This is a genomic window from Streptomyces sp. NPDC053076 (assembly GCF_044546845.1).
GTDB lineage: Bacteria > Actinomycetota > Actinomycetes > Streptomycetales > Streptomycetaceae > Streptomyces.
In genome coordinates this window covers 1-20,120 of record NZ_JBITZL010000017.1, presented here as the reverse complement: position 1 = coordinate 20,120, position 20,120 = coordinate 1, and the positions used below count along the sequence as shown (strand labels likewise).

The following is a 20,120-nucleotide window of genomic DNA, read 5'->3' as shown; positions in this document are numbered from 1 at the left end:
GGAGGGCTTCCGGAGCCCGGGGCCACCACCGGAGTGGGGATGCACTTCAGCGGCAGCACGTTCTACGGGCCGCTGCAGGGCAACGGCGTCCAGCACAACTACTACGGGGCGCCTCGGACTCCAGCTGACGATCCGCCGCCTCCGGAACCCATGACGGTGCCTGAGTGGGTGGTCGATCGCGACGAGCGCCGCCGCGTCGTGGACGCGGTGTGCGGGAGCAGTTCTGCAGTGGGCATCAGTACGTCCCTGACCGGTGCTGGAGGCTTCGGGAAGACCGTCCTGGCCCGTCTCGTCTGCGCCGACCCGCAGGTGCGCGAGCGGTTCAACGGTCGGATCTACACCATCACCCTCGGCCGGGACCTGGCGGGTTCGAAGACCATCGCAGCCAAGGTGGCCGAGGTGACCCGGTTCATCACCGCGGACACGGAAATCTTCGACGATCCGGATATGGCGGGTGACCATCTGGGACGCTTGCTGGACTCTCGCCCTCCCACCTTGCTCGTTTTGGACGATGTCTGGAGCCTCGAGCAACTCGCGCCTTTCTTACGCGGCGGACGCCCATGTGTTCGCCTGTTCACAACCCGCATCCCTGACCTCCACCAGTTGCTGCCCAACGGCCTGTCAGTCGAAGTGGTCAGTCTGGATGAAATGTCCTCCGGGCAAGCGCGCGCCGTCCTTACCCATGAACTGTCACCACTGCCCGTCAGCGTGGTGGACGGACTGCTCGCAGTGACCGGACGCTGGGCGCTGCTTCTGCGCATGACCAACCGGCTGATCGCTGAGCAAGTGGCTACCGGCGCCGATCCGGCGACTGCAGCAAGCCAGGCACTTCACGACTTGCGCGCCGCGGGGCCGACCGCCGTCGATGATCCGACGGAAGAACTGGACTTGGACAACCCAGGACAAAGGAATCGCGCTGTGAGGGCCACAGTGGCGGCGGCCATCGACCTGCTGCCGGCCGACGCGCCCGAGCGATTTGCTGAGTTGGCAGTCTTTGCGCAGGGTGAAGCCATCCCTGTGCCTGTGATTACTGAGTTCTGGAAGGTGACGGGGAGCCTGACCGAGAGGGGGTCGCGCAGCCTGTGTCGGAGGCTGCAGCGATTGTCCTTACTGTCTCTTACCGCCGACGACGGTGGGCGCGTCATCCTCCACGACGTGATCCGCGAGTACCTTCTGAAAGAGTTTGACGACGGGACGCTGGAAGTTCTACACGGCCGCTTGGTTGACAGCCTCGCGGCGCGACTACCGCACACATCGCCGCTGGCCGCCGCCCTGCCGGAGCCTTCCAGGGCTTGGTGGCAGATGCAGGAGAGCTACCTACTCGACCATCTGATCGAGCACCTTCTGGCTGCTGGCCGCACCGCCCAGGCGGAAGCCGTGGCCAGTGACGTGCGCTGGGTCGAAGCCCGCTTGATGCAGCGCGGCCCCACCGCCCCTTGGAGCGACCTCGAGCGTGTGCCTACGGCATGGGCCTCTGCCCGTGCCCGCACGATCGCCCAGGCAGCCCACCTCCTTACGGCTTGTGACCCGCCTCATGCCCTGCTGCATGTGCTGCACAATCGGTTCGATGCCTTGCCGCAGTGGCGCGATCAGATCATTGCGCGGCGCCAGCACGAGGATGCGGGCTCGCGCCCAGTGTTAGGTCATGCGTGGCCGCCACCAGACCTCCCCAATCCGCTCCTCCTGCGCACCCTGACCGGGCATGCCCAGATGGTGACGTCGGTGGCGATCAGCCCGGACGGGACGTGGCTCGCCAGTACCGACGGTCACACAGTGCGAATCTGGGATCAAGCGAGTGGTACCTGCGGCACGATCTTGACCACGGGCAACGATGGCACGCGGGATCTGGCGATCAGCCCGGACGGAACCTGGCTCGCGACCGCATCCCGAAGCACAGTGCGGTGCTGGGACCGCGTCAGCGGCACCTGGACCACCATACTGACTACCGACGCCGAGGACGTGCACTCTGTGGCGATCTGCCCGGACGGGACGTGGCTCGCCATCGCCGGCGGGAGATCCGTGCGGATCTGGGAACGGGCACGTGCTGCCTGGACCACCACTCTGACCGTAGACAGTCATGGGCCGTGGGAGTTGGCGATCAGTCCGGACGGAGCCTGGCTCGCCACCGCCTCCCACGGGCTGAGCCACGGCCTACGGATTTGGGACCGGTCAAGCGGCACCTGCATACCCCTGAGCGGACAGACGAGCTTCTTGATGTCGGTGGCAATCAGTCCGGACGGGACGTGGGTTGCCGGCGCCGATGGGCGCTCCGTGCGGATCTGGGAACGGGACGGCGGTACCTGGACCGCCACGATGGCCATGGGCAGTTACGACGACATATATGCACTGGCGATCAGTCCGGATGGGACGTGGCTCGCCAGCGGTGGTCGGTACGGAACTGTGCAGATCTGGGACGCGGCGAGCGGTGCTTGCACCGCCAACCTGCGCGGCCACACTGCGGACGTACTGTCTCTCGCGATCAGCCCGGATGGCGCATGGCTCGCCACCGTGAGTAAAGACACCACAGTGCGTGTCTGGGACACGAAATGTCAAACACCGCTGCCTGACGCCAATAACCGAGCGCAAGAGCTGTACTCAGTGGCGATCGCGCCGGACGGGTCCTGGATCGCAACCGCCGGAAGCCGGGGAATAGTGCAGATTTGGGACCGGGCGAGCGGCACGTGCACCGAAACCCTGACCCCCGACACCCGCTTCTACACATCAGTCGCGATCGCGCCAGACGCGACATGGCTCGCGATCACATACGACGACGACCAGGGCCGGGTTCTCATTTGGGACCGGACCAGCAACTCCTTCACCGGCGACTTCCACCACCCCGGCAGAGTCCTCTCAGTGGCGATCAGCCCGGACGGGGCCTGGCTGGCCACCGGCGACGATGACGCCACCGTGCGGATCTGGGACCGAGCCAGTCGCACTCACGCGACCCTCACTGCGATCGAAGACTCATCGCCGCCAGTGATCTTGACAGATTGGATGGCGGGTCCTCCCCTTTGCTTCGAACCCGGCAGCGACATCGTCCTCCCGCGCCGAGCGAGCAGTGCGGGCTCGGTGCCAGCGGTAGCCATCAGCCCGGACGGAACCTGGCTCGCCACTAGTCACAGCCGCAACGGGGTCGTTCGGATCTGGGATGTAGCCAGCCGTTCCTGCACGGCCACCCTTACCGGAGACGCCAGCTGGGTGCCCGTCATAGCGATCAGTCCGGACGGGACATGGCTCGCCACGGTCGAGAACGACTTGGTACGCATCTGGGATGTGGCCAGCCGTACCTGCACCACCACCCTTGCGGGCCATGCTGGAACCGTGCGGGCTGTCGCGATCTCACCGGACGGGGTATGGCTCGCCACTGGTAGCGACGACACCACAGTGCGGATTTGGGACCTGCGTAGTCAGCGCACTGTCACTCTGGCCCGAACGGAAGGTCCCCTTAAAGCCTGCACGTGGGCCGCGGACAGCCGAACCCTGACCGTAGCAGGAGATCGCGGACTTTACCTGATGACTCTGTACACCTGATGCTGGCAACGTTGAGTCCGGCCTCTGAAGCAGGCACCCGCCACCGCTCCGAAGGACGTCAGAGTGAACCTCCACCCCGACCAGTGACGTCAGAGTGAACCTCCGCCCCGACCAGTGACATCGCCCGCACCCGCGCCGCAGCCACCACGACGCACCGCCGGGGCCTGAAGGCAGAACCCCAAGGCACGCCCAGCCATACCGCCCCGGCACGTGGAACGTGACGTAGCAAGGGAAGGAAACGTCCCTGGTGGTCGGCCCCTCCGGGTGCGTGGTGTCCCACAGCCGGATCGTCCCTTCCAGCGTGCCGACGGCCAGATGGCGGCCGTCGCGGCTGAAAGCCGCCGCGCTGCCGTGGAGGGCACGACCACGCTTCCAGGGGCGGGCGGGGCTGCTCCTGTACCGGAGCAGGAGGCCGGCCTCGCCCACGGGGAGAGCGATCATGCGTCCGTCCGGACTGACGTCGGGGTCGTCGCCCCGCCCTCCTCGGCCATGAGGACGCTGCGACGGAGCAGGCGGGGCCGGGACGGGTCCGTGATGTCCCAGGTGCGAAACCGGGGGTCGCCTGTGTCATCCGGGCCTTGCTCCTCGTACGCGGTGAGGGTGTGCCCGTCGGTGTCGAAGGTCATGGCTGTGACGCCGTGGTCGTCCGCGGCGGGCATGCGGCCGAGGGGACGCGGCCGGGACGGGTCGGTCGCGTCGTACAGCCGTACCCCACCGTCGAAGGACGCGACGGCGAGGATATGTCCGTGCGGCGCGAAGACCGCGGCCCAGCCCGGAAGAGAGCCGGCGACAGGCCGGGGCGCGTCCGGATCGGTGGTGTCCCAGAGCCGCACCGGTCCTCCCTCGCACGTGGAGGCCATCGTGCGGCCATCGGCGCTGAACCCGGACAGGTCCGGGGCGGCACAGACGACGAGCGCGGTCGGCGGCAGGCGCCACACCCGGAGCGCATGCGTGTCGTCCGCGATCAGGCTCCGTCCATCCGGGCCGAATGCCAGGCCCATCTCTCCCCGTGACCGGCGGCCCAGCGGCTTTCCGAGGCGCGCAGGCTGCGTCCGGTCCGTGACGTTCCACAGCTGGATCCCGCTGTCCCCGGTGACGGCGAGGATCCGGCCGTCGGGGCTGTATGCCACCGCGTCGGCTCGCGTGCCGTCCGGGGTACTGATCTGCTCCTGCAAGGCCACCGCATGCGCCGGGTCGCTGGTGTCCCACAGACGTACGTTGCCGTCCTCGGTACCGCCCGTCACCAGGGTCCGCCCGTCCGGGCTGAAGGCGAGCAGCGCCTCGTTCGCGTCCCGGACGCGGACCACGGACAGCCGGGCGGGACGACGGGGACGGGAGACGTCCCACAGTCGCACCGCGCCGTCCGCGGTGTCGAGCGTGGCCAGCAGAGGTGCGCGCGGGCTGAGTGCCGCGAGGTCGCCCGGCAGCGACCGCACGGCCGGCTGCGGGCGTTCGGGGGCGCGTACGTCCCACAGAGAAGTGTCCTCACCCCCTACGGCGAGTAGAGCGCCGTCATGGCTGAAGGCCAGGAAATCGCCTGTGGCGTCTCCGGGCGGGCGCAGCCGGCCGAGCCGGCCCGGATGACGGAGGTAGGAGATGTTCCACAGGCTGACGGCCCCGTCGTTGTCCTGGACGGCCAGCACCTGCCCGTCGGGGCTCACTGCAACCTGCCACCCCGTCAGGGCACGGCCCACCCGCGCGGGGTGGCCGAAACGCGACGTGTCCCACAGCCAGATGACGTCGGATCCGACCAGGGCCAGGACGCGACGGGCCGAGTCGTAGCCCACTCGGCCGTTGTTCGGGGCGTAGTAGTTGAGCGGTACGTCCTTGGTCCGGGTCCACACCTCGGTGAACAGCGGAGCGGTGGCCTCGTCGACCAGGTTCGTGTACGTCTGCGGCGAGGGCCGCATGCGGTACGCGGCGATGTCGAGCTGCGCCGCCAGCGCTTCGTCCTGTTCGGAGGAGGGAGGGTCCGCGGCGCGCAGCCGGTCCGCCTCTGCGGCGACCTGGCGAGCGATCGCGGTGGCCCGCTCGCTGCGCGCCGTCGCGCGCTGCTGAAGCGAGACGACCACGGCGGCGCAGGCCACCAGCAGCAGCACCGTCAGGGCGGCGACCAGAGAACGCAGACGCCGGGTGGTGCGCAGGGCGGCCTTCCGTTCGCGCTCGCGCGCCTCCAGACCGGCTGCCAGGAACTCCGACTCGACAGCAGTCAGTTCAGCTCGTCGTCCGGGTGAGGCAAAGGCATCCCAGGCAAGGGCCAGCCGGGCACCGCGGTACAGGGCGCCCGGGTCGCGATCGAGCTCGTCCCAGGCGCGGGCGGCTTCCGTGAGCCGGCGGTGAAGGCGCAGTCGCTCGCGCGCCTCATCGATCCACCCCCGCAGCCGTGGCCAAGCGGTGATCAGGGCTTCATGAGCGAGGTCGACCGTGTCGTGGTCCAGGGTGAGCAGGCGGGCGCGGGCGAGGTGGTCCAGGACTACGGCCGTATCCCCGGGGGTTGTCGAAGTCGAGCTCCGGGCGCGGAGCGGGCCGCCGGGTGTCAGGGGTGCCCTCGCCCGGGGTCACGAGCCGCAGCAGGATCCGGCGGGCAAGCGCGGCCTGGGTCCGGGTGAGCCGACCGTACGCCTTCTCGGCCGTACGGGCGATCGCACCGTGCAGACCGCCCGCCGCCTCGTACGCCTCGACCGTGAGGGAGCGGCCCTTCCGGCGGCGCCACGTCTCCAGCAGGGCGTGCGACATCAGAGGCAGCGCGCCGGGTTCATCCTCGACCTCGTCCAGGATGCGGGCCGTCAGGGCACGCTCGACGATCAGGCCGGCGGCCTGGGCGGGTTTGACGACGGCCTCGCGCAACTCGTCCCGGCTCATCGGCCCGACCAGCACGGTCTCGTCCTGCAACGCGGCGGTCAGCCGGGGATGCGCGGCGCAGCGGCCGAGGAAGTCGGCGCGCACCGCGATGACGACCCGCAGTCGGCCGGCAGGGTCGGTGGCGGCCAGCAGCCCGTCCACGAACCGGTCCCGTTCCGCGGGATCGGTGCACAGGGTGTAGAGCTCCTCGAACTGGTCCACGACCAGCCACGTGTCCCCGTCCCCGTCGGCCGGTACCAGCCGCTCGGCGTGACGGGCCATCGGATGACCACCGGGCGTCAGCACGCGCACGGCAGCCGGTCGCGGCCCGGCGGTGCCGCGCAGCCGCGGGATCAGGCCGGCGCGCAGCAGGGACGTGCCGCTGCCCGACGGTCCGAAGACCGCGGTGAACCGGCGGGTGCGGGCCTGCTGGAACAGACGCTCCGTGAGGTCGTCACGGCCGAAGAACAGATCGGCGTCGGCGGGTTCGAAACGGGCCATCCCCCGGTACGGGGGCTCGTCGTCCGCGCTCTCGGCGCGCGGTTCGGCCGCCACATCCGCGGCCGCGTCCCGCCAGCGCTCCTCCCGCTCGAAGATCGTCTCCTGGTGTTCGGGAGGGATGAGCGGGCCGTCGTTGGCCACCTCCAGTACCGCTTGCCAGCGTTCGTGGTCCACCGAGCAGGTTCGCCAGGACCCGGGCGAGCAGGCCTCGGTGGCCCGTCACCGACGCGGGTCCGCCGGCCGCGTCGACGACCAGACGGAGGCGGTCGGGCACGTCACGGCGGGCGACCGCGTCCCGGATCAGTGCGGGCAGGTCGACGTGCTCGATCAGGACGGTCCTCGAGTTCGGGGCCCTTCGCGTCGAGACGGGCCAGGAGCAGCAGGTTCGTCGTGATGTCCTGGAGATGGAGGGTGTCGTGCAGGGCGTCGCGGGCGGCCTCCGGCCAGTGCGCCGCCCCAGCGGACGCCCTTCTCGCTGCGGATACGGGCGCGTTCGCGGCGTTGGGCGGCCAGCACGTCGGGATGGCGGACGTTCGCGTTGCGCCAGCGGAGGTAGGCGTGCAGGGCTCGGGTCTGTGCAGTGTGGTTGCGGTGGTTGGAGTTAGCGATGGTGAACTGCCGCAGCGGCCCGAAGTGGGCCTCGATCGCGGTTGGCCCAGGACGCGTAGGTCGGGGTGAAGCACAGCTCGACCCGGTTCTTCTTTGCCCAGCGCCGGATGGTCTCGCCCTTGTGGGCGGACAGATTGTCCAGGATGACGTAGATCGGGGCGCCGTCCGGGCGGGCCGCCCGGATTGACCTCAGCGCAGTCAGGGTGTTCGCGGCCTCCTTCTTGCGCCGGTTGACGCCCCAGAGCGTGTCGTCGTCATCTGCCCAGTGGCAGAGGGGGCCGCTAGCCTGTTGCCGGTGCGGTGGCGGGCGCGACTGCGCGCGGCGGCGGTGCGCCCTCGTGCGCCCGATGACGACCGGAGGGGGCTTCCGCGATGACCGACCGCTCCGCCGGCCCGTCCGCCCAGGAGCACAAGCCCGGTCGACTGTCGCGTCTGTGGAGGCGCCGTCAGCTGGGCCGCCAGGAGGCCGAGCCGATCCCGGCATCCCTGGCAGAGATGGCCGAGAGGGCGCAGTCCCTGCGGGATCAGGCGGTGGTGTTGCACAGGCAGGGCCGGTACGAGGAGAGCCGGAGCCTCGCCGAGCAGGTCGTCGGGCTGTACCGGCAACTCGCCGCCCAGCGCCCGGACCCGTATGTAGCGTACCTGGGCTCCGCCCTGAGGAATCTCTCGCTCGGCCTGGCCGGGTGCGGCCGGCCCGAGGAGGCGCTCGCCACGGCCGAGGAAGCCGTCGCCACCCTTCGCCCGCAGGACGAGTCTTTGCAGGATTACTGCCTGACCGAGCTGGGCTGCGCGTTGTACCTTCTCGCCGCACGTCTGGACGATCTCGACGAGCGGAAGGGGGAGGCGTTGCATGCGGCCGAGGAGGCTCTCGCAATCCGACGCCGCCTGGCTCTTCGATCCAGAACCCACCTGTCCGACCTGGCTGCCACGTACCACTTCATCGTGCGGCTGAGGCTGGCTAATGGCCAACACGGGCAAGCTGTCGGCGCTTTGGGTGAGGCGGTCTCCATCTACCGGCAGCTGGCGCAGGAGCAGCCGGAGGTCTACCGCCCGAAGCTGGCTTTGACCCTGTACCAGCTGGCAGCGGGTCTGAAAGAAGCGCGCCTCCTGACAGCGGCGCTCATCGCGGCCGAGGAGTCCGCGGAACTTTACCGTCCCCTGGCCGGAGACCAACCCCACGTCTACCAGCCAGATCTTGACGGAGTGCTCCGACTGGCGCAGTGGCTCGAGAGCGCTTCGGCCGGCCAGCCCCGGCAATGAGGCCCCCGGCGGCCCCGGTGCCGATGGGCAGGCTTGACATGATGATCTGCTGCGGCACGGACCCTCTGCGCGCTGAGCAGCTTCGTACCAGGGGGGTGCGCTGGAAGGCACCCCTGAACGTCTTCCAGTTCGCCTTCGAAGGCCGGCTCAGGCCGGCCAACAACTGAACCTCAACAATCAGGATTAACCGACCCCGATCTGCCTCCCGAGCACGGCCTGGTAGACGTGCAAGACGGTATCCCACCATCCACACCGGCATCCACTCCGCCTTCGTCACCATCCGCACCCCCGCCATCAGCCAGCTCGCCACCCAGGTCCGCACCCTGATGATCCTCGGCCGCCACCAGCAGACCACCGCACGGCCCTCCCTCATCGTCACCGGACCCGCCGCAGCCGGGAAAACCACCGCCCTGCTGAACATCGGCCGCACCTGCCACCTCGCCCACACCCGCAAAAACCCCGCACCGCCCGGATCAGCCCACTCCACGGCACCCGTGGCGTACGTCCTCGTCCCGCCCGGCGCCACCGCGAAAACCCTCATCACCGAGTTCGCCCGCTACCTCGGCATCCCCACCACCACCCGCATGACCCAGACCCAGATCACCGACGCCGTCTGCCACACCTACACCCAAGCGGGCGTCCGACTCGTCCTCATCGACGAGATCCACCGCCTCAACCCCCGCACCACCACCGGCGCCCAGACCGCCGACCTGCTCAAAGACCTCACCGAACGCCTGCCCGCCACCTTCGTGTACGCCGGCATCAACGTCACCGACACACCTCTGTTCAGCGGCACCCGCGGCGCCCAGCTCGCCGGACGCGCCACCCTCATCACCTGCGGCCCCCTCCCCGCCCGCCACGGCACCCGCCAGCCCTTCCGCGACGTCATCACCGACATCGAGAACGCCCTCGACCTCACCCACCACAAACCCGGCGTCCTCCTCCGGCACGCCGCCTACCTCCACCAGCGCACCGCCGGCCGCATCGGATCTCTCACAAGGCTTATCCGCCAAGCAGCCATCACCGCCATCCACGACGGCACCGAACGCATCACCAAAGCTGCCCTCGAAGCGGTACAGCTCGACCACCTCGCCGAACAACACAGACGCCCCACCCGCAGCCGCTAACTCCCGCCCACCGAACAGGCAAAACAGCGCTGACCAGCACAAACACCAACCGAGCCTTTACACGCTAGCGAAACCCACAACGAGCCCGGCCCCACTCAGTGCACACGACACAACCCCAGCTCACACCCCTAACTGCCCGCTGGAACCGCGCACCCGGCCTCTCTCAACGAACCCACAACACACCAGACCAGCAAGCCCGCGACACACCAACAAGCCCCCCTCCGAGCGTTAGCCGCTGTGCGTGAGCTGTGTGCTCTACGCGCGTCTTGCATGGATTATTTAATCCAACTTGTCTGATTCGTGTGGTAACTGGCACCCTATCGGGGCACGTCAGTGGTCCTGACGACCTGCCAGCCCCGTGCCGCCGTCGGCGGAGTGGGCGCGAGCCGTGCGCCGCGGAGGCCGCCTGCTGTTCGAGGCTGAGCCTGCGGTGGCGTGCCCAGTCTCCGGCGGTGGACTCGAAGGGGCAGACGGTCTTCGCCGCTACGCGCTTACGAGGTGCGTGACGGTGACGGCGGCCCTCGCCGGTGCTCCCTGGACAGGAGTGCCCGCGGTCCGGGTGCGTGCCGCACCCGGCGCCGCCGGATGCGCCGAGTCGCGCCCGGAACCACGAGGGCTCCCGAAATCAGGGACCGTCTGTTTCTCATGTCTACCCAAGAGACCCGTGAGGGGTCTTTCCCGCCTCCGACCAACTTGACCTGGGCGGAGAATCTCTACGAGGCCATCTTCAACACCTGCGTGGCCGAGGGCTTCGTGCCCGTTCCCCGCCAGGCCGTGCTGGAAGCTCTCGCCCCGGCGCTCGGCCGGAACGAGGCCAAGCGCGTCACCGAGCGCCGCCGCGGGAGCCGATTCCTGCGCCACACGGCCTACCACATCGAGCAGCCTGACACCGACGGGGCGTTGCTGGTGCTGAAGGTAGAGCTGCACGGGGCGGGGACGCTGCCCTGGGTCATCAACGACCGTACGCGCAGCGCCTGGCTGCATCCGTCTGCCGAGAACCAGGAGCGCCTGGAGGAACTCGTCGACCAGCAGAGGTTGGTGGCCGCCTGGGACGTCGGGGTGCGGAAGGCGAAGGCGTCGCTGCGGGCGCTGGCCTCGACCGCGGCGCCAGCCGAGAGGGACGCGGCGGTGGCCGCGGTGAAGACCGCCGAGGAAGAACTGGCGCGCGCGCAGGAGGGGCTGGAGGCGTGCGAGCAAGCGCTGGGCGGGCGGCGTCCGCTGCCGGTTGTACGGGCCGTGACCGAGGACGGGGCCCCGCTCGCGGCTCTCACCACGCAGGAGGTCCGTGCGGAGGTGGCCGCCGAGGTGCAGCGCTACGCCGTGAAGATGCTGCGGCGTCGGGCGCAGCAGCGCCCCTACGATCTGGCGGAGTCCCTGATGCAGGAGGGCCAGCGGGAATCCACCGTGGTCGTGCTGCAACGGACTCCCGTGATCGATCCGGACGGGTCGCGGCGACACGTCTGGCGGGGTCAGCAGGCCACGGGGGCCAACCGGACCGATGCACGGCTGGAGACGTTCGGGGTGTCGGCGGAGCAGCTTCTGACCGGGGTGCCTCAGGCTCTGCTGCGCCTGCCTGGTGAGGAGGAGAACCGGCGGATGGTCGTGCGGGGGCTGGGTGAAATCCTGCGGCGGATCAGCGCCCTGCTCAACGCCGAGTTGGCCGCCCCCGACCGGGACCCGGAAGGGCGTGCGCAGCGGGCGGTGCGGATCGCGCAGGTGCCGGCCCGGGTCGTGGTCGGTGCCAAGAAGCCGGAACGGCTGGAGGAGTCGCTGCGCCAGCTGAATGTGCACGAGCACCTGCGCGGCCAGCTGGACTACGAGGACATGGACCGCTCCCTGGGGCTGTGGTCGACCCTGGTCAAGGCCTACCAGGCCGCGGGCCGGCTGGGCGAGTTGCTCGCCCAGGAAGTCGCCCAGGGCCGCATCGCGGCCGGTGAGCTGCACGAGGACGCGATCGCCGACGCTCTGGTCGGGGCCCGCGCGCTTGACGCGCTCGAGGTCCTGCTGCCGCCGGGCGACGAGGTGAGCCCCATGACCCTGCGGGACGTGGCGATCCGCTGCGCCACCGTCATGCTGTTCCCTCCGGTCCCACCGCGTCCGGAGAACCTCGCGCCGCGTGCGCCGATGCCCACCGGCCGGTACTGGCCGGTGGTGCGTGCCACCCTGCAGGAGGCTTCCTGGGCTCAGAGGAACGGGGAGAGAGCCAAGCGGCGGACGCAGATCTGGGCGGCCGTGGTCGCTCAGCATTTTCTCCGGCCCGGTCCCCTCGCCGCCGCCGAGGGCCTGTTCGGCAAGACCGAGGTGCAGTTCGGAGTGCGGCCCGATGCGCGCAGCCTCGCCTCGCTGCTGACCGCCTGCCGCCAGGGGGATGCCGCAGCCTGGGAGATCCTGGTACGGCGGCATCTGGTACCCGGCATGATCAGCGGTGCTGAGCCGTTCCTCACGCCCAACGAGGGCTCGTTCAAGGCTGCGGACCGCAAGGGTGTGCGACGCTCGCCGTCCAGCGCGGTCCAGTCGCTGGTGAACGCCTACACCGCCCCGCCGCAGGGGGTAACCCGCGAACTGCTGGTGGCGTTCGCCGAAGAGATCCTCTACGCGCCCGACGCCGGCTTCGGTGTGCCTGGTGAGGCGCCGGGCACCTTCTGGGCACCCGACCCGCTCGGTCACCCGCGCGAGGGGGTCCTCGCCGACAAGGAGTGGTTCGACAACCTCTTCCCCCTGACGTCGTTCCGCAAGGGCGAGCGCCCGAAGCCGCCCGCGGACACCGCCACCGGCACCGAGGGCGCGGGCAGTGGCGGAGACACCGTGGAACTCGCGGAGGAGATCCCAGAGGACGCGCGGGCCCGCATGACCCGCCTGCGCGCGGAACTGGCCTCCGCGGTGACCAGCAACACCGAGAGCGTCGCGGCCGTCGTCGAGCAGCTCCGCCAGCTCCTGGCGATCATCCAGGACGCCGTGAGCGCCCGTGAGGACGCTGGCGCCCCGGAGGAGCCCGCCGAGCTGCAGAAGCTGTACGTACAGGACTTCGGCAAGATCAAAGAGGAGGCCGGGAAGATCGCTCAGCTGCTGGACGCGGCCACCCTGGCGGTGATCGCGCTGTGAGCGGGGACTGCTGCACGGAGCCGATAGCCGGGCCGGTGGCCGACGCGCGGGTACTTCGCCATGCCTGGACGGCGCTGGGCCCGCTGGTGCGCGGCGACTGGCCCGTCCTGCACAGCCTGGAGCCCGGCCATCGGGCGCAGACGCTCGCGGTGCTGGACGAGGTGCTCGCCGGGCTGTACCTGGCGGTCGACGCCGACGGGCGGCTGCGGTGGCTGGGCAAGGCCCACCGTGACGGCGGCGTCGGCGCCCGGCTGCGCAATCACTTCCGGCATCCGGAGCGGGCCCGGGTCTTCGCGGGGGTGTTCGTCGTGGCGGCCGATCCGTTCAGCCCGCCGAAGGCGATCGAGGCCGCTGAGGGACGGGCCGCCGACCTGATCGGGGTGCGGGGTCGCATGGGGCCGCGTACGTGGCCCGTGGTCACCCAGGACCAGTGGCTCGCCCAGGTCACGTCGCGACCCGCGTCGCGGGTCGTTCGTCCCCGGGCGACCGGAGACGGCACCGGTGACCGGTCGGCCGCACCGGCCTGATGCATGTTCCCGGGCGGGTGGTTCCGGATGCCGTTGCCGGCAAGCCAGGAAGCGCCCGCCCGGGAACGTCGGAGCCACCGCCACAGCTTGAGCAGTGCAGGTGTGCGACGCCTCGGGCGCAGGAGCGGATCGCCGGCGCACGGCGGCATCGAAGACGCGTAGGACCGGACGGCTCAGAGCTGTCAGGGCAGAAGAGGGAGGGACGGCGCGATGGCGCTGGATTGGGACCGGATCGGCACGGGGGACAGCGAGGCGCTTCTGCGGCCCCGGGACATCTACGCAGGACTGGCCAACCGCCCGTGGCCGTATCTGCGCCACGAGCAGGGCGAGGTGCTGGACGAGTGGTTCGATCACCGGCGCCACGACCGCGATGTGGTGATCAAGCAGAACACCGGCGGGGGCAAAACAGCCGTCGGCCTGCTGATCGCACAGAGCACCCTGAACGAAGGCGTCGGCAAGGCGGTGTACCTGACGCCGGACAACTACCTGGTCACCCAGGTCCGCGAGGAGGCCGCCCTGCTGAACGTGGCGACCACGGAGGATCCCCGGGACCCGGCGTTCCTCACCGCCCAGGCGCTGCTGGTGACGAACTACCAGAAGCTGATCAACGGCAAGTCGGTCTTCGGGGTCGTCGGGGACGGCAAGGAACCGGCCGACCTGGGCATCGTCGTCGTCGACGACGCCCACGCCGCGCTGGCCCGCACCGAGGACCAATTCCGGCTGCGCGTGCCGGCCAGCCATGAGGCGTACGACAAGCTGCTGGAGCTGTTCGCGCAGGATCTGCGCCACCAGTCGGCGAACGCCTGGTCGGCGCTGGAGGACCGGGACCCCACCGCTTTGGCACCGATCCCGTTCTGGGCGTGGGCGGACAAGCACGACGAGGTGCTGAGGATCCTTCGCCCCCACCGCCTGGAGCGTGCCTTCGAGTTCGTATGGCCGCTGATCGCGGAGGTACTGCACTTGTGCACCGCGACGGCGACGTCCTCGGCGATCGAGATCCGGCCCTCGTGCCCGCCGATCGACCGCATCCCGTCGTTCGTGCGGGCCCGCCGCCGGGTCTACCTGACGGCGACGCTCGCCGACGACAGCGCCCTGGTCACCGACTTCGGTGCCGACCCGGCACTCGTCGCCAAGCCCGTCACGCCGGGCAGCGCCGCCGACCTCGGGGAGCGGATGATTCTGGCCCCGGTGGCACTCAACCCGGATCTGGGCGACGAGGCCGTACGGGTCCTGGCCCGCCAGTTCGCCGACGGGGACCAGGACGGGGACGGTGTGGCCGAGACCACGCCGGTCAACGTGGTCGTGCTGGTGCCCAGCGAACGGGCCGCCGCCGCCTGGACACGCCACGCCCCCCACATCTGGCGGGTCGGCGACCTCGAGGCGGGCGTGAAGAAACTCCAGGCCGGCCATGTGGGCCTGGTGGTGCTCGTCAACAAGTACGACGGGGTCAACCTTCCGGCCGGCGCCTGCCGTCTGCTGATCCTCGACGGGGTCCCCAGGCCGCTGGATGGGGTGGAGCGGCGCGAGGCTCTCGCGCTGGCCGACAGCACGGTCCGCCTGGCCCGCGAGGTTCAGCGGATCGAGCAAGGCATGGGCCGGGGCGTGCGCGACGGCGAGGACTACTGCGCGGTCCTGCTTTTGGGGGCGAAGCTCGCCACGGCGATCCACGATGCCCGGCACCTGGCTCTGTTCTCCCCGGCGACCCAGGCGCAGCTAAAGCTGAGCCGGGTCATCGCCGGGCAGATCAAGGGTGAGGGGCTGGACGCGGTGCGCCAGGCGCTGCGGGCCTGCCTGGGGCGGGTGCCGCAGTGGAGGGAGCGCAGCCGTCGGGCGCTGGCGGAGGTCCGCTACGCCGACCACGGGACGGTGCGGCCGGAGGCCGTCGCACTGCGGGAGGCCTTCGATCTCGCGGCCACCGGCCGCGCCCCGGCCGCGGCCGAGCGGGTGCAGAAGGCGGTGAACGATCTCGGCGAGAGGGACAGGGCGCTGCGGGGCTGGCTGCGCGAGCAGAAGGCCGCCTATCTGCACCTGACCGATCCCGTGGCTGCCCAGCAGGCACTGGCCGGGGCGCTGAACGACAACACGTTCGTCCTGCGGTCCGTGCATGGCGCCGTCCCCGTGCAGCTCAGGGCGGCCGCGGTGCAGTCGCGTGCCGCCGCCAACTTCCTCGCGGACCGCTACCGCGACGGCGTCAGCCTCAGGCTTGGCGTGCAGGAGCTGTTCGAGGATGTCGTGTGGGGCGATGACGAGCGCTCCGACGACGCCGAGCGGGCCTGGCAGCAGCTCGGACTGCATCTCGGCTTCGCCAGCACGCGTCCGGAGAAGCTGTACGGCACGGGCCCGGACAACCTGTGGGCGCTCTCGGCCGCGCGGCAGGCCGTATGCGAGCTGAAGACCGGGTGTGTCACCGACACGATCGCGAAGAAGGACATGGACCAGCTCGGCGGCAGCGTCCGCTGGCTGAACGACCACAACCCGGAGGTGGAGGCCCTGGCGGTCATGCTGCACCCCAGCCGGGTCAGCGACGCCAAGGCCACAGCGGTGCCGGGCATGCGCATCGTCACATCGGCCTTGTTCGACAAGCTGAAGGAAGCCGTGACGAGCTACGCGGCCGCGCTCGCCGGGAGTCCGGACCGCTGGGCGGACGAACAGGTGGTGCGGGAGCAGTTGGCGCACCACAAGCTGACCGGTGAGCGGTTCTTCACCGCCTTCGCCGAACCGGTGTCCTCCTCCCTCTGAGTCAACGCCCGGCAAGTGGGTTCTGGGCCCGCCGCAGGGCCTCGTCCACTGGCAGGCTCGCGGCGGGCACAGGCAGCTTCCCCGCGAGGGATGGCGCGGCGCGGCACCGCAGGGGGTTCAGCCGTGGGCTTCGCGAAGGGCGTTGATGACGATCTGGACGGGACGTCCTTCGCGGAGCATCTGGTCGGCGGTCTTGCCGTTGATGACGCGTTCGAGTATGTCCGGGGTGCAGCCGTTCAGCCGGAGCTGTGCCGCGATGCCGGGGCGGTACCGTCCGGCGATCTCGGCCCAGACGCGGTCTTCTGCGGCCCGGGCCGCGAGCCGGGCCTGTTCCTCGGCTTCCTGGCGGGTCTTCTCCATGGCGGGTGTGACGCCCTTGCTGCGCAGGCGCAGTGCCGTGTCGAGGCCGCCGATGCCCAGCAGTCTGATCCATTCCAGGGCCTCGTCCGGCCCGGTGATGCCCGAGGATGCCCACCGCTGCCCGTGCGTGACTGCCGCCTGCCGCGGGATGCGCAGGCCCACCGTCGCGAAGCGGGTCACGGCTTCGAACATGGTGGGCCTGTGCCCCCTCCCCCGGCGGCCGCGCCGGTCGCGGCGCCGGTAGGCGGAGAGGTCGCCCAGGTCGATGCCCTCGCGGCGGGCGATGTCGGCAGCGGAAGCGGCGGCCGGCCTTCGCGCAGACATGTCTGCCGGGGTGGGAGCGCCGGGTCCGGTGGTGGGGTGGGCGCCAATGAGCCAGAGGTAGACGGGGTCACGGGAGATGTCGGGCATGGGGTGTGCCTTTCGTGTGGCCCGCGGCCGGACGCGGGCATGGGAAAGGCCCCGCTCAGTGGTGAGCGGGGCCCGTGAAGGGGTGGTGCGGCAGCCGGACGGCACCGGCTGCGCCCGGATGCGGGCATGAAAAAGGGCGAGGGAGGTGTCTCCTTCGCCCGTGCTGTCTTGTCCCTGCGGTGTTTCAGGGCAGGGGTGAGATGCGGTGATTTTCGGCTCAGTGTCGCGGAAAAAGCAAGACCGTCTCTTGTCCTCCCAGGTCAGCGGACCAAGCATGCCTGACGAAGCGACAAGTACTCTTGTCGCATGGCGGATCACCGGGACTGTCTGCGCCTCTTGCACACGCTGGTCCAGCGGCACGCGGCGAAGTCGGCGGCCTCCCCGCACGTCCAGACCGGCGTCATGCTGCCGCTCAGCCAGTCATCAACCCAGTGGGGCGGCGAGAGCGACAAGGAAGCCATGCTCGCTCTGCTGACGGCTGTGGAGGACCACCAGAAAGCGCTGGACGATCTTCGGCTGATCTACACCTCACGGGCCGTCGCGAAAGGCGCCAGCCTCGCGGACCTCGGCCGCGCATGGCACCTCTCGCGGCAAGGCGCCCGGCACCGCTGGCACGCTCTCAAGCACCGGCTCCGCCCGGACGTCTCCCGGCAGCGTCCCGACACCCACTATCTCAACGGCGTGGACTGAACAGCGAAGTCCGGTAGCTCGTAAGGGGAAGGCAAGTCCGAGATTGTGGTGCGGCAGCGCCGCCGGCAGAAGAGCACCTGGGCCAAGGGTCATCTGTCGGATACCCCGTCCCGGCAAAGGCGATGCCCCCTACAGTGCTCCCATGGCCTATGACGAAGAGACCGGGACCATCCGAGACGTGTTCGTGGTAGAACGCCCGGCTGGGACGAGCCTCTCGGATTCGAGCAGTCCCGGGGGGATCAGCGCCCTCCTGCGGGACGCCGCTAACGTGCTCGCTGGACACGCCGTGCTCTACCCGGCCGACGCCGAACTCGACGAAATCAAGGCTGAGGCGAGGGAAGAAGGCCGTCAAGAAGGCGTCGCGAACGGCGTGGTGATCGGCATCGCCGCCACCGTCGCCGCCGCCGCGCTCGGCGCCGTCGCCGTGAAGGCCGCGCCGCACATCAAGAGCAAGCTCAAGGGCCTCAGGTCGAAGCTGAACCGCAAGCCCGAGGACACCGCCGAGACGGGCCCCCTCCAGGCCGTGCCGGAACCGCCCGCCACGAAGGACGAGGAGACCCTGCGCCGAGGTCGGCACCTGCACGTGGCGTGAGGCCCCCTGCGGACCACCTGCCGCATGTGCCGTCGCGAGGCGGAGCGGGTCCGTAGTCTGTCGAGCGTGACGCCGCCAGGCGGCGTCGTGCTTGTCGCAACCTGCCCGGACGCGGACCGCGACGTCCATGCGGATCGGTGGTCGACATGACGCGGGCCGCCACCAGATCGGCCCGGCCGGCGGCGTCCATCGAGGACACGATCACCATGTGCTCACTGTGACCGTCCCCGCGCCAGGCCAGCGCGGTCTGCGCCGCCAGATCCAGCGTGGGCACCACGAACAGCACCAGCCGTGCGCCGAGCTCGTCCGCCACCCGAATAGACACCAGCGTCTTGCCCGTCCCCGTCGCCGACACGAACAGCCCGCGGGTACCTGGGCGGTTCAGATGACGGGCCAGCCGCGAGACGGCCTTGGTCTGGTCAGGATGCAGTACCGCCCTTCCGGGTCGGCTTGATGCGGGAGCAGCGGCCACAGTCATTCAGCTCTTCCTCGATCCGCAGCGGAAGCTGCCGGAGGGGCTTCCGTACGCGGCACCGTATCACCGCCACACCACACGCGTACGCGGAATGCATGTTATTTGTACGGTGAATGTGCGTGATGTGGCCGGTTAGTGGGCTAGGGTGGGGTCGGAGGTGCTTCATGTCCGAGTTGTTCGACGCCGTGGACGCGCTGGTCGCGTCCCGGTCGCCGCTGCCGCCGGCGGCGGAGCGCAGGCGGCTGCGCCAGGCTCACGCGCTCACCCTCGACGAAGTAGCTGCCGCCCTGGGCGTGCGGCGCGCGACCGTCGGCGACTGGGAAACGGGCAAGACCGAACCGCGTCCGCCGCAGCGGGACGCGTACGCGCGCCTGCTCAAGCAGCTCGCACAGCTCTACCCCGCCACAGACAGCGCCGGTGCCTCGCGGGAAGCCACCGCCGCGCCGCAGACCGCTCCCCCTGCGGCGCCGAAGGCCCCGACCGCGCCGTCAGGCCCGGAGCCCGATGCTGCGGCCCCGAGCGCGTCCGACACCACGGCGCCCGCTGCCCCTGCTGCTCCTCCCGCCCCGGCCGCGACGTCCCGGCCTGCACCCGCCTCCCGACCGATGACCACCTCGCGCCGCCCGGCTGCGAATAAGGCGGCCCCGGCACACTCGCCCGCGGTCGGCGGCGCGTACGCGCACGGGCCGCTGCTCGTCCTGGACGCGGACGCCGACCGGAACGTGACCGGCTACGGCGTCGGCGGTCTGATCCTGGACGTGCCCGCCAAGTCCCTGCCCGCGCTGGTGGAATGGACGCTGACCGAGGCGCGGCTCGGGGCGGAGCGGCTGCACGGTTCGGGGAAGGACGCCGATCCGCTGTTGGTGCTCACCGAGGCGGCGTGCGAGCGCTATGGCCTGCCTGCCGAGCTGTCGCACGAGGAGCGGCTCGCCGGGCGGCTCCCGGAGGGGCACAAGGTCATCAAGCAGCTTGAGCGTGCCGAGTGGAAGCTGACCCGGCGCGGGCTGGGACCGTGGGCGCGGATCTACCGCCCCGCCCACGGCGGGCGGCGCCAATGCGTGCAGCTGTGCATCCCCTCCTGGCACGCCCTCGACGACCGCGCCTGGGGCCACGCCGCCCAACTGGAGCCCGCAGAGCTTGCCCGGGTGCTGGGCCTGTACGCGACGCGGGTGATGACCCCGGTCGGATCTGCGGCCGTCACTGGGCTGCAGCTGATGACCGCGCTCAACCCACCGACCCGCGCGAGCGAACCGGACGCCAACGGCCGGCGCCACTCCGAGCACCGGCCCGGCTCTCTCGGTACCGAGCCGATGGACCCGGCCCCTTGCGAGGCGCCCGACGGGCACCCGGTTCTC

General features: G+C 70.3%; 12 protein-coding genes and 3 pseudogenes. 9 read left to right on the top strand and 6 right to left on the bottom strand.

Annotated elements, in window-relative coordinates; genetic code table 11:
- The first annotated feature begins 39 nt into the window (after nt 1-39).
- Nucleotides 40-3,531 (top strand): NB-ARC domain-containing protein, encoded by a 3,492-nt coding sequence (locus ACIGYR_RS37795; protein WP_399608455.1) that lies wholly within the window; start codon nt 40-42, stop codon nt 3,529-3,531.
- Nucleotides 3,532-3,968: 437 nt separating this feature from the next.
- Here ACIGYR_RS37795 and ACIGYR_RS37790 read toward each other — a convergent pair whose 3' ends face one another.
- From ACIGYR_RS37790 to ACIGYR_RS37775, 4 genes and pseudogenes are all read right to left on the bottom strand, one after another.
- The gene (locus ACIGYR_RS37790; RefSeq protein WP_399608452.1) at nt 3,969-5,630 is read right to left on the bottom strand and encodes a WD40 repeat domain-containing protein; all 1,662 of its coding nucleotides are present in this window, start codon (nt 5,628-5,630) and stop codon (nt 3,969-3,971) included.
- Nucleotides 5,631-5,876: 246 nt separating this feature from the next.
- Nucleotides 5,877-5,969 (bottom strand): annotated as a pseudogene (locus tag ACIGYR_RS37785) (hypothetical protein); the annotation flags it as partial.
- Nucleotides 5,938-7,047 carry a hypothetical protein gene (locus ACIGYR_RS37780; RefSeq protein ID WP_399608450.1) on the bottom strand — a complete coding sequence of 370 codons (1,110 nt, stop codon included), beginning with the start codon at nt 7,045-7,047 and terminating at the stop codon, nt 5,938-5,940. The pseudogene ACIGYR_RS37785 and the gene ACIGYR_RS37780, both read right to left, overlap by 32 nt.
- Before the next feature lie 153 nt (nt 7,048-7,200).
- A pseudogene (locus ACIGYR_RS37775) lies at nt 7,201-7,735 on the bottom strand (transposase); the annotation flags it as partial.
- Nucleotides 7,736-7,854: 119 nt separating this feature from the next.
- Between ACIGYR_RS37775 and ACIGYR_RS37770 the strand changes: the two are divergent.
- From ACIGYR_RS37770 to ACIGYR_RS37750, 5 genes are all read left to right on the top strand, one after another.
- Nucleotides 7,855-8,742 carry a tetratricopeptide repeat protein gene (locus ACIGYR_RS37770; RefSeq protein WP_399608447.1) on the top strand — a complete coding sequence of 296 codons (888 nt, stop codon included), beginning with the start codon at nt 7,855-7,857 and terminating at the stop codon, nt 8,740-8,742.
- Nucleotides 8,743-8,918: 176 nt separating this feature from the next.
- A complete protein-coding gene (locus ACIGYR_RS37765; RefSeq protein ID WP_399608559.1) occupies nt 8,919-9,869 on the top strand; it encodes a TniB family NTP-binding protein in 951 nt (316 codons plus the stop codon).
- A 645-nt stretch (nt 9,870-10,514) separates the two neighbouring features.
- Nucleotides 10,515-12,971, top strand: coding sequence for a hypothetical protein (locus tag ACIGYR_RS37760; protein ID WP_399608445.1), 2,457 nt, complete (start codon nt 10,515-10,517; stop codon nt 12,969-12,971).
- Nucleotides 12,968-13,498 (top strand): hypothetical protein, encoded by a 531-nt coding sequence (locus tag ACIGYR_RS37755; protein WP_399608442.1) that lies wholly within the window; start codon nt 12,968-12,970, stop codon nt 13,496-13,498. Before ACIGYR_RS37760 ends, ACIGYR_RS37755 begins: the two co-directional genes overlap by 4 nt.
- A gap of 210 nt (nt 13,499-13,708) precedes the next feature.
- Nucleotides 13,709-16,237, top strand: coding sequence for a DEAD/DEAH box helicase family protein (locus ACIGYR_RS37750; protein WP_399608439.1), 2,529 nt, complete (start codon nt 13,709-13,711; stop codon nt 16,235-16,237).
- Nucleotides 16,238-16,354: 117 nt separating this feature from the next.
- On the opposite strand, the gene ACIGYR_RS37745 is transcribed toward ACIGYR_RS37750, so the two are convergent.
- Complete coding sequence (locus tag ACIGYR_RS37745) at nt 16,355-16,921, bottom strand: hypothetical protein (protein WP_399608436.1); 567 nt, start codon at nt 16,919-16,921, stop codon at nt 16,355-16,357.
- A gap of 393 nt (nt 16,922-17,314) precedes the next feature.
- Between ACIGYR_RS37745 and ACIGYR_RS37740 the strand changes: the two genes are divergently transcribed.
- Nucleotides 17,315-17,698 (top strand): hypothetical protein, encoded by a 384-nt coding sequence (locus ACIGYR_RS37740; protein WP_399608433.1) that lies wholly within the window; start codon nt 17,315-17,317, stop codon nt 17,696-17,698.
- Nucleotides 17,699-17,840: 142 nt separating this feature from the next.
- A complete protein-coding gene (locus tag ACIGYR_RS37735) occupies nt 17,841-18,290 on the top strand; it encodes a hypothetical protein (RefSeq protein ID WP_399608430.1) in 450 nt (149 codons plus the stop codon).
- Nucleotides 18,291-18,519: 229 nt separating this feature from the next.
- Here the strand turns inward: ACIGYR_RS37735 and ACIGYR_RS37730 are convergent.
- A pseudogene (locus ACIGYR_RS37730) lies at nt 18,520-18,768 on the bottom strand (DEAD/DEAH box helicase family protein); the annotation flags it as partial.
- A gap of 161 nt (nt 18,769-18,929) precedes the next feature.
- On the opposite strand from ACIGYR_RS37730, the gene ACIGYR_RS37725 reads away from it, so the two are divergent.
- A partial coding sequence (locus ACIGYR_RS37725) for a helix-turn-helix transcriptional regulator (RefSeq protein WP_400014453.1) occupies nt 18,930-20,120 on the top strand: 1,191 nt, incomplete at its 3' end.

What these genes read in the sequence shown, in the direction of transcription:
- ACIGYR_RS37795 (WP_399608455.1), top strand. Translation starts at nt 40, where the DNA reads ATGCACTTCAGCGGCAGCACGTTCTACGGGCCGCTGCAGGGCAACGGC.
- ACIGYR_RS37770 (WP_399608447.1), top strand. Translation starts at nt 7,855, where the DNA reads ATGACCGACCGCTCCGCCGGCCCGTCCGCCCAGGAGCACAAGCCCGGT.
- ACIGYR_RS37760 (WP_399608445.1), top strand. Translation starts at nt 10,515, where the DNA reads ATGTCTACCCAAGAGACCCGTGAGGGGTCTTTCCCGCCTCCGACCAAC.
- ACIGYR_RS37750 (WP_399608439.1), top strand. Translation starts at nt 13,709, where the DNA reads ATGGCGCTGGATTGGGACCGGATCGGCACGGGGGACAGCGAGGCGCTT.
- ACIGYR_RS37745 (WP_399608436.1), bottom strand. Translation starts at nt 16,921, where the DNA reads ATGTCTGCGCGAAGGCCGGCCGCCGCTTCCGCTGCCGACATCGCCCGC.
- ACIGYR_RS37740 (WP_399608433.1), top strand. Translation starts at nt 17,315, where the DNA reads ATGGCGGATCACCGGGACTGTCTGCGCCTCTTGCACACGCTGGTCCAG.
- ACIGYR_RS37735 (WP_399608430.1), top strand. Translation starts at nt 17,841, where the DNA reads ATGGCCTATGACGAAGAGACCGGGACCATCCGAGACGTGTTCGTGGTA.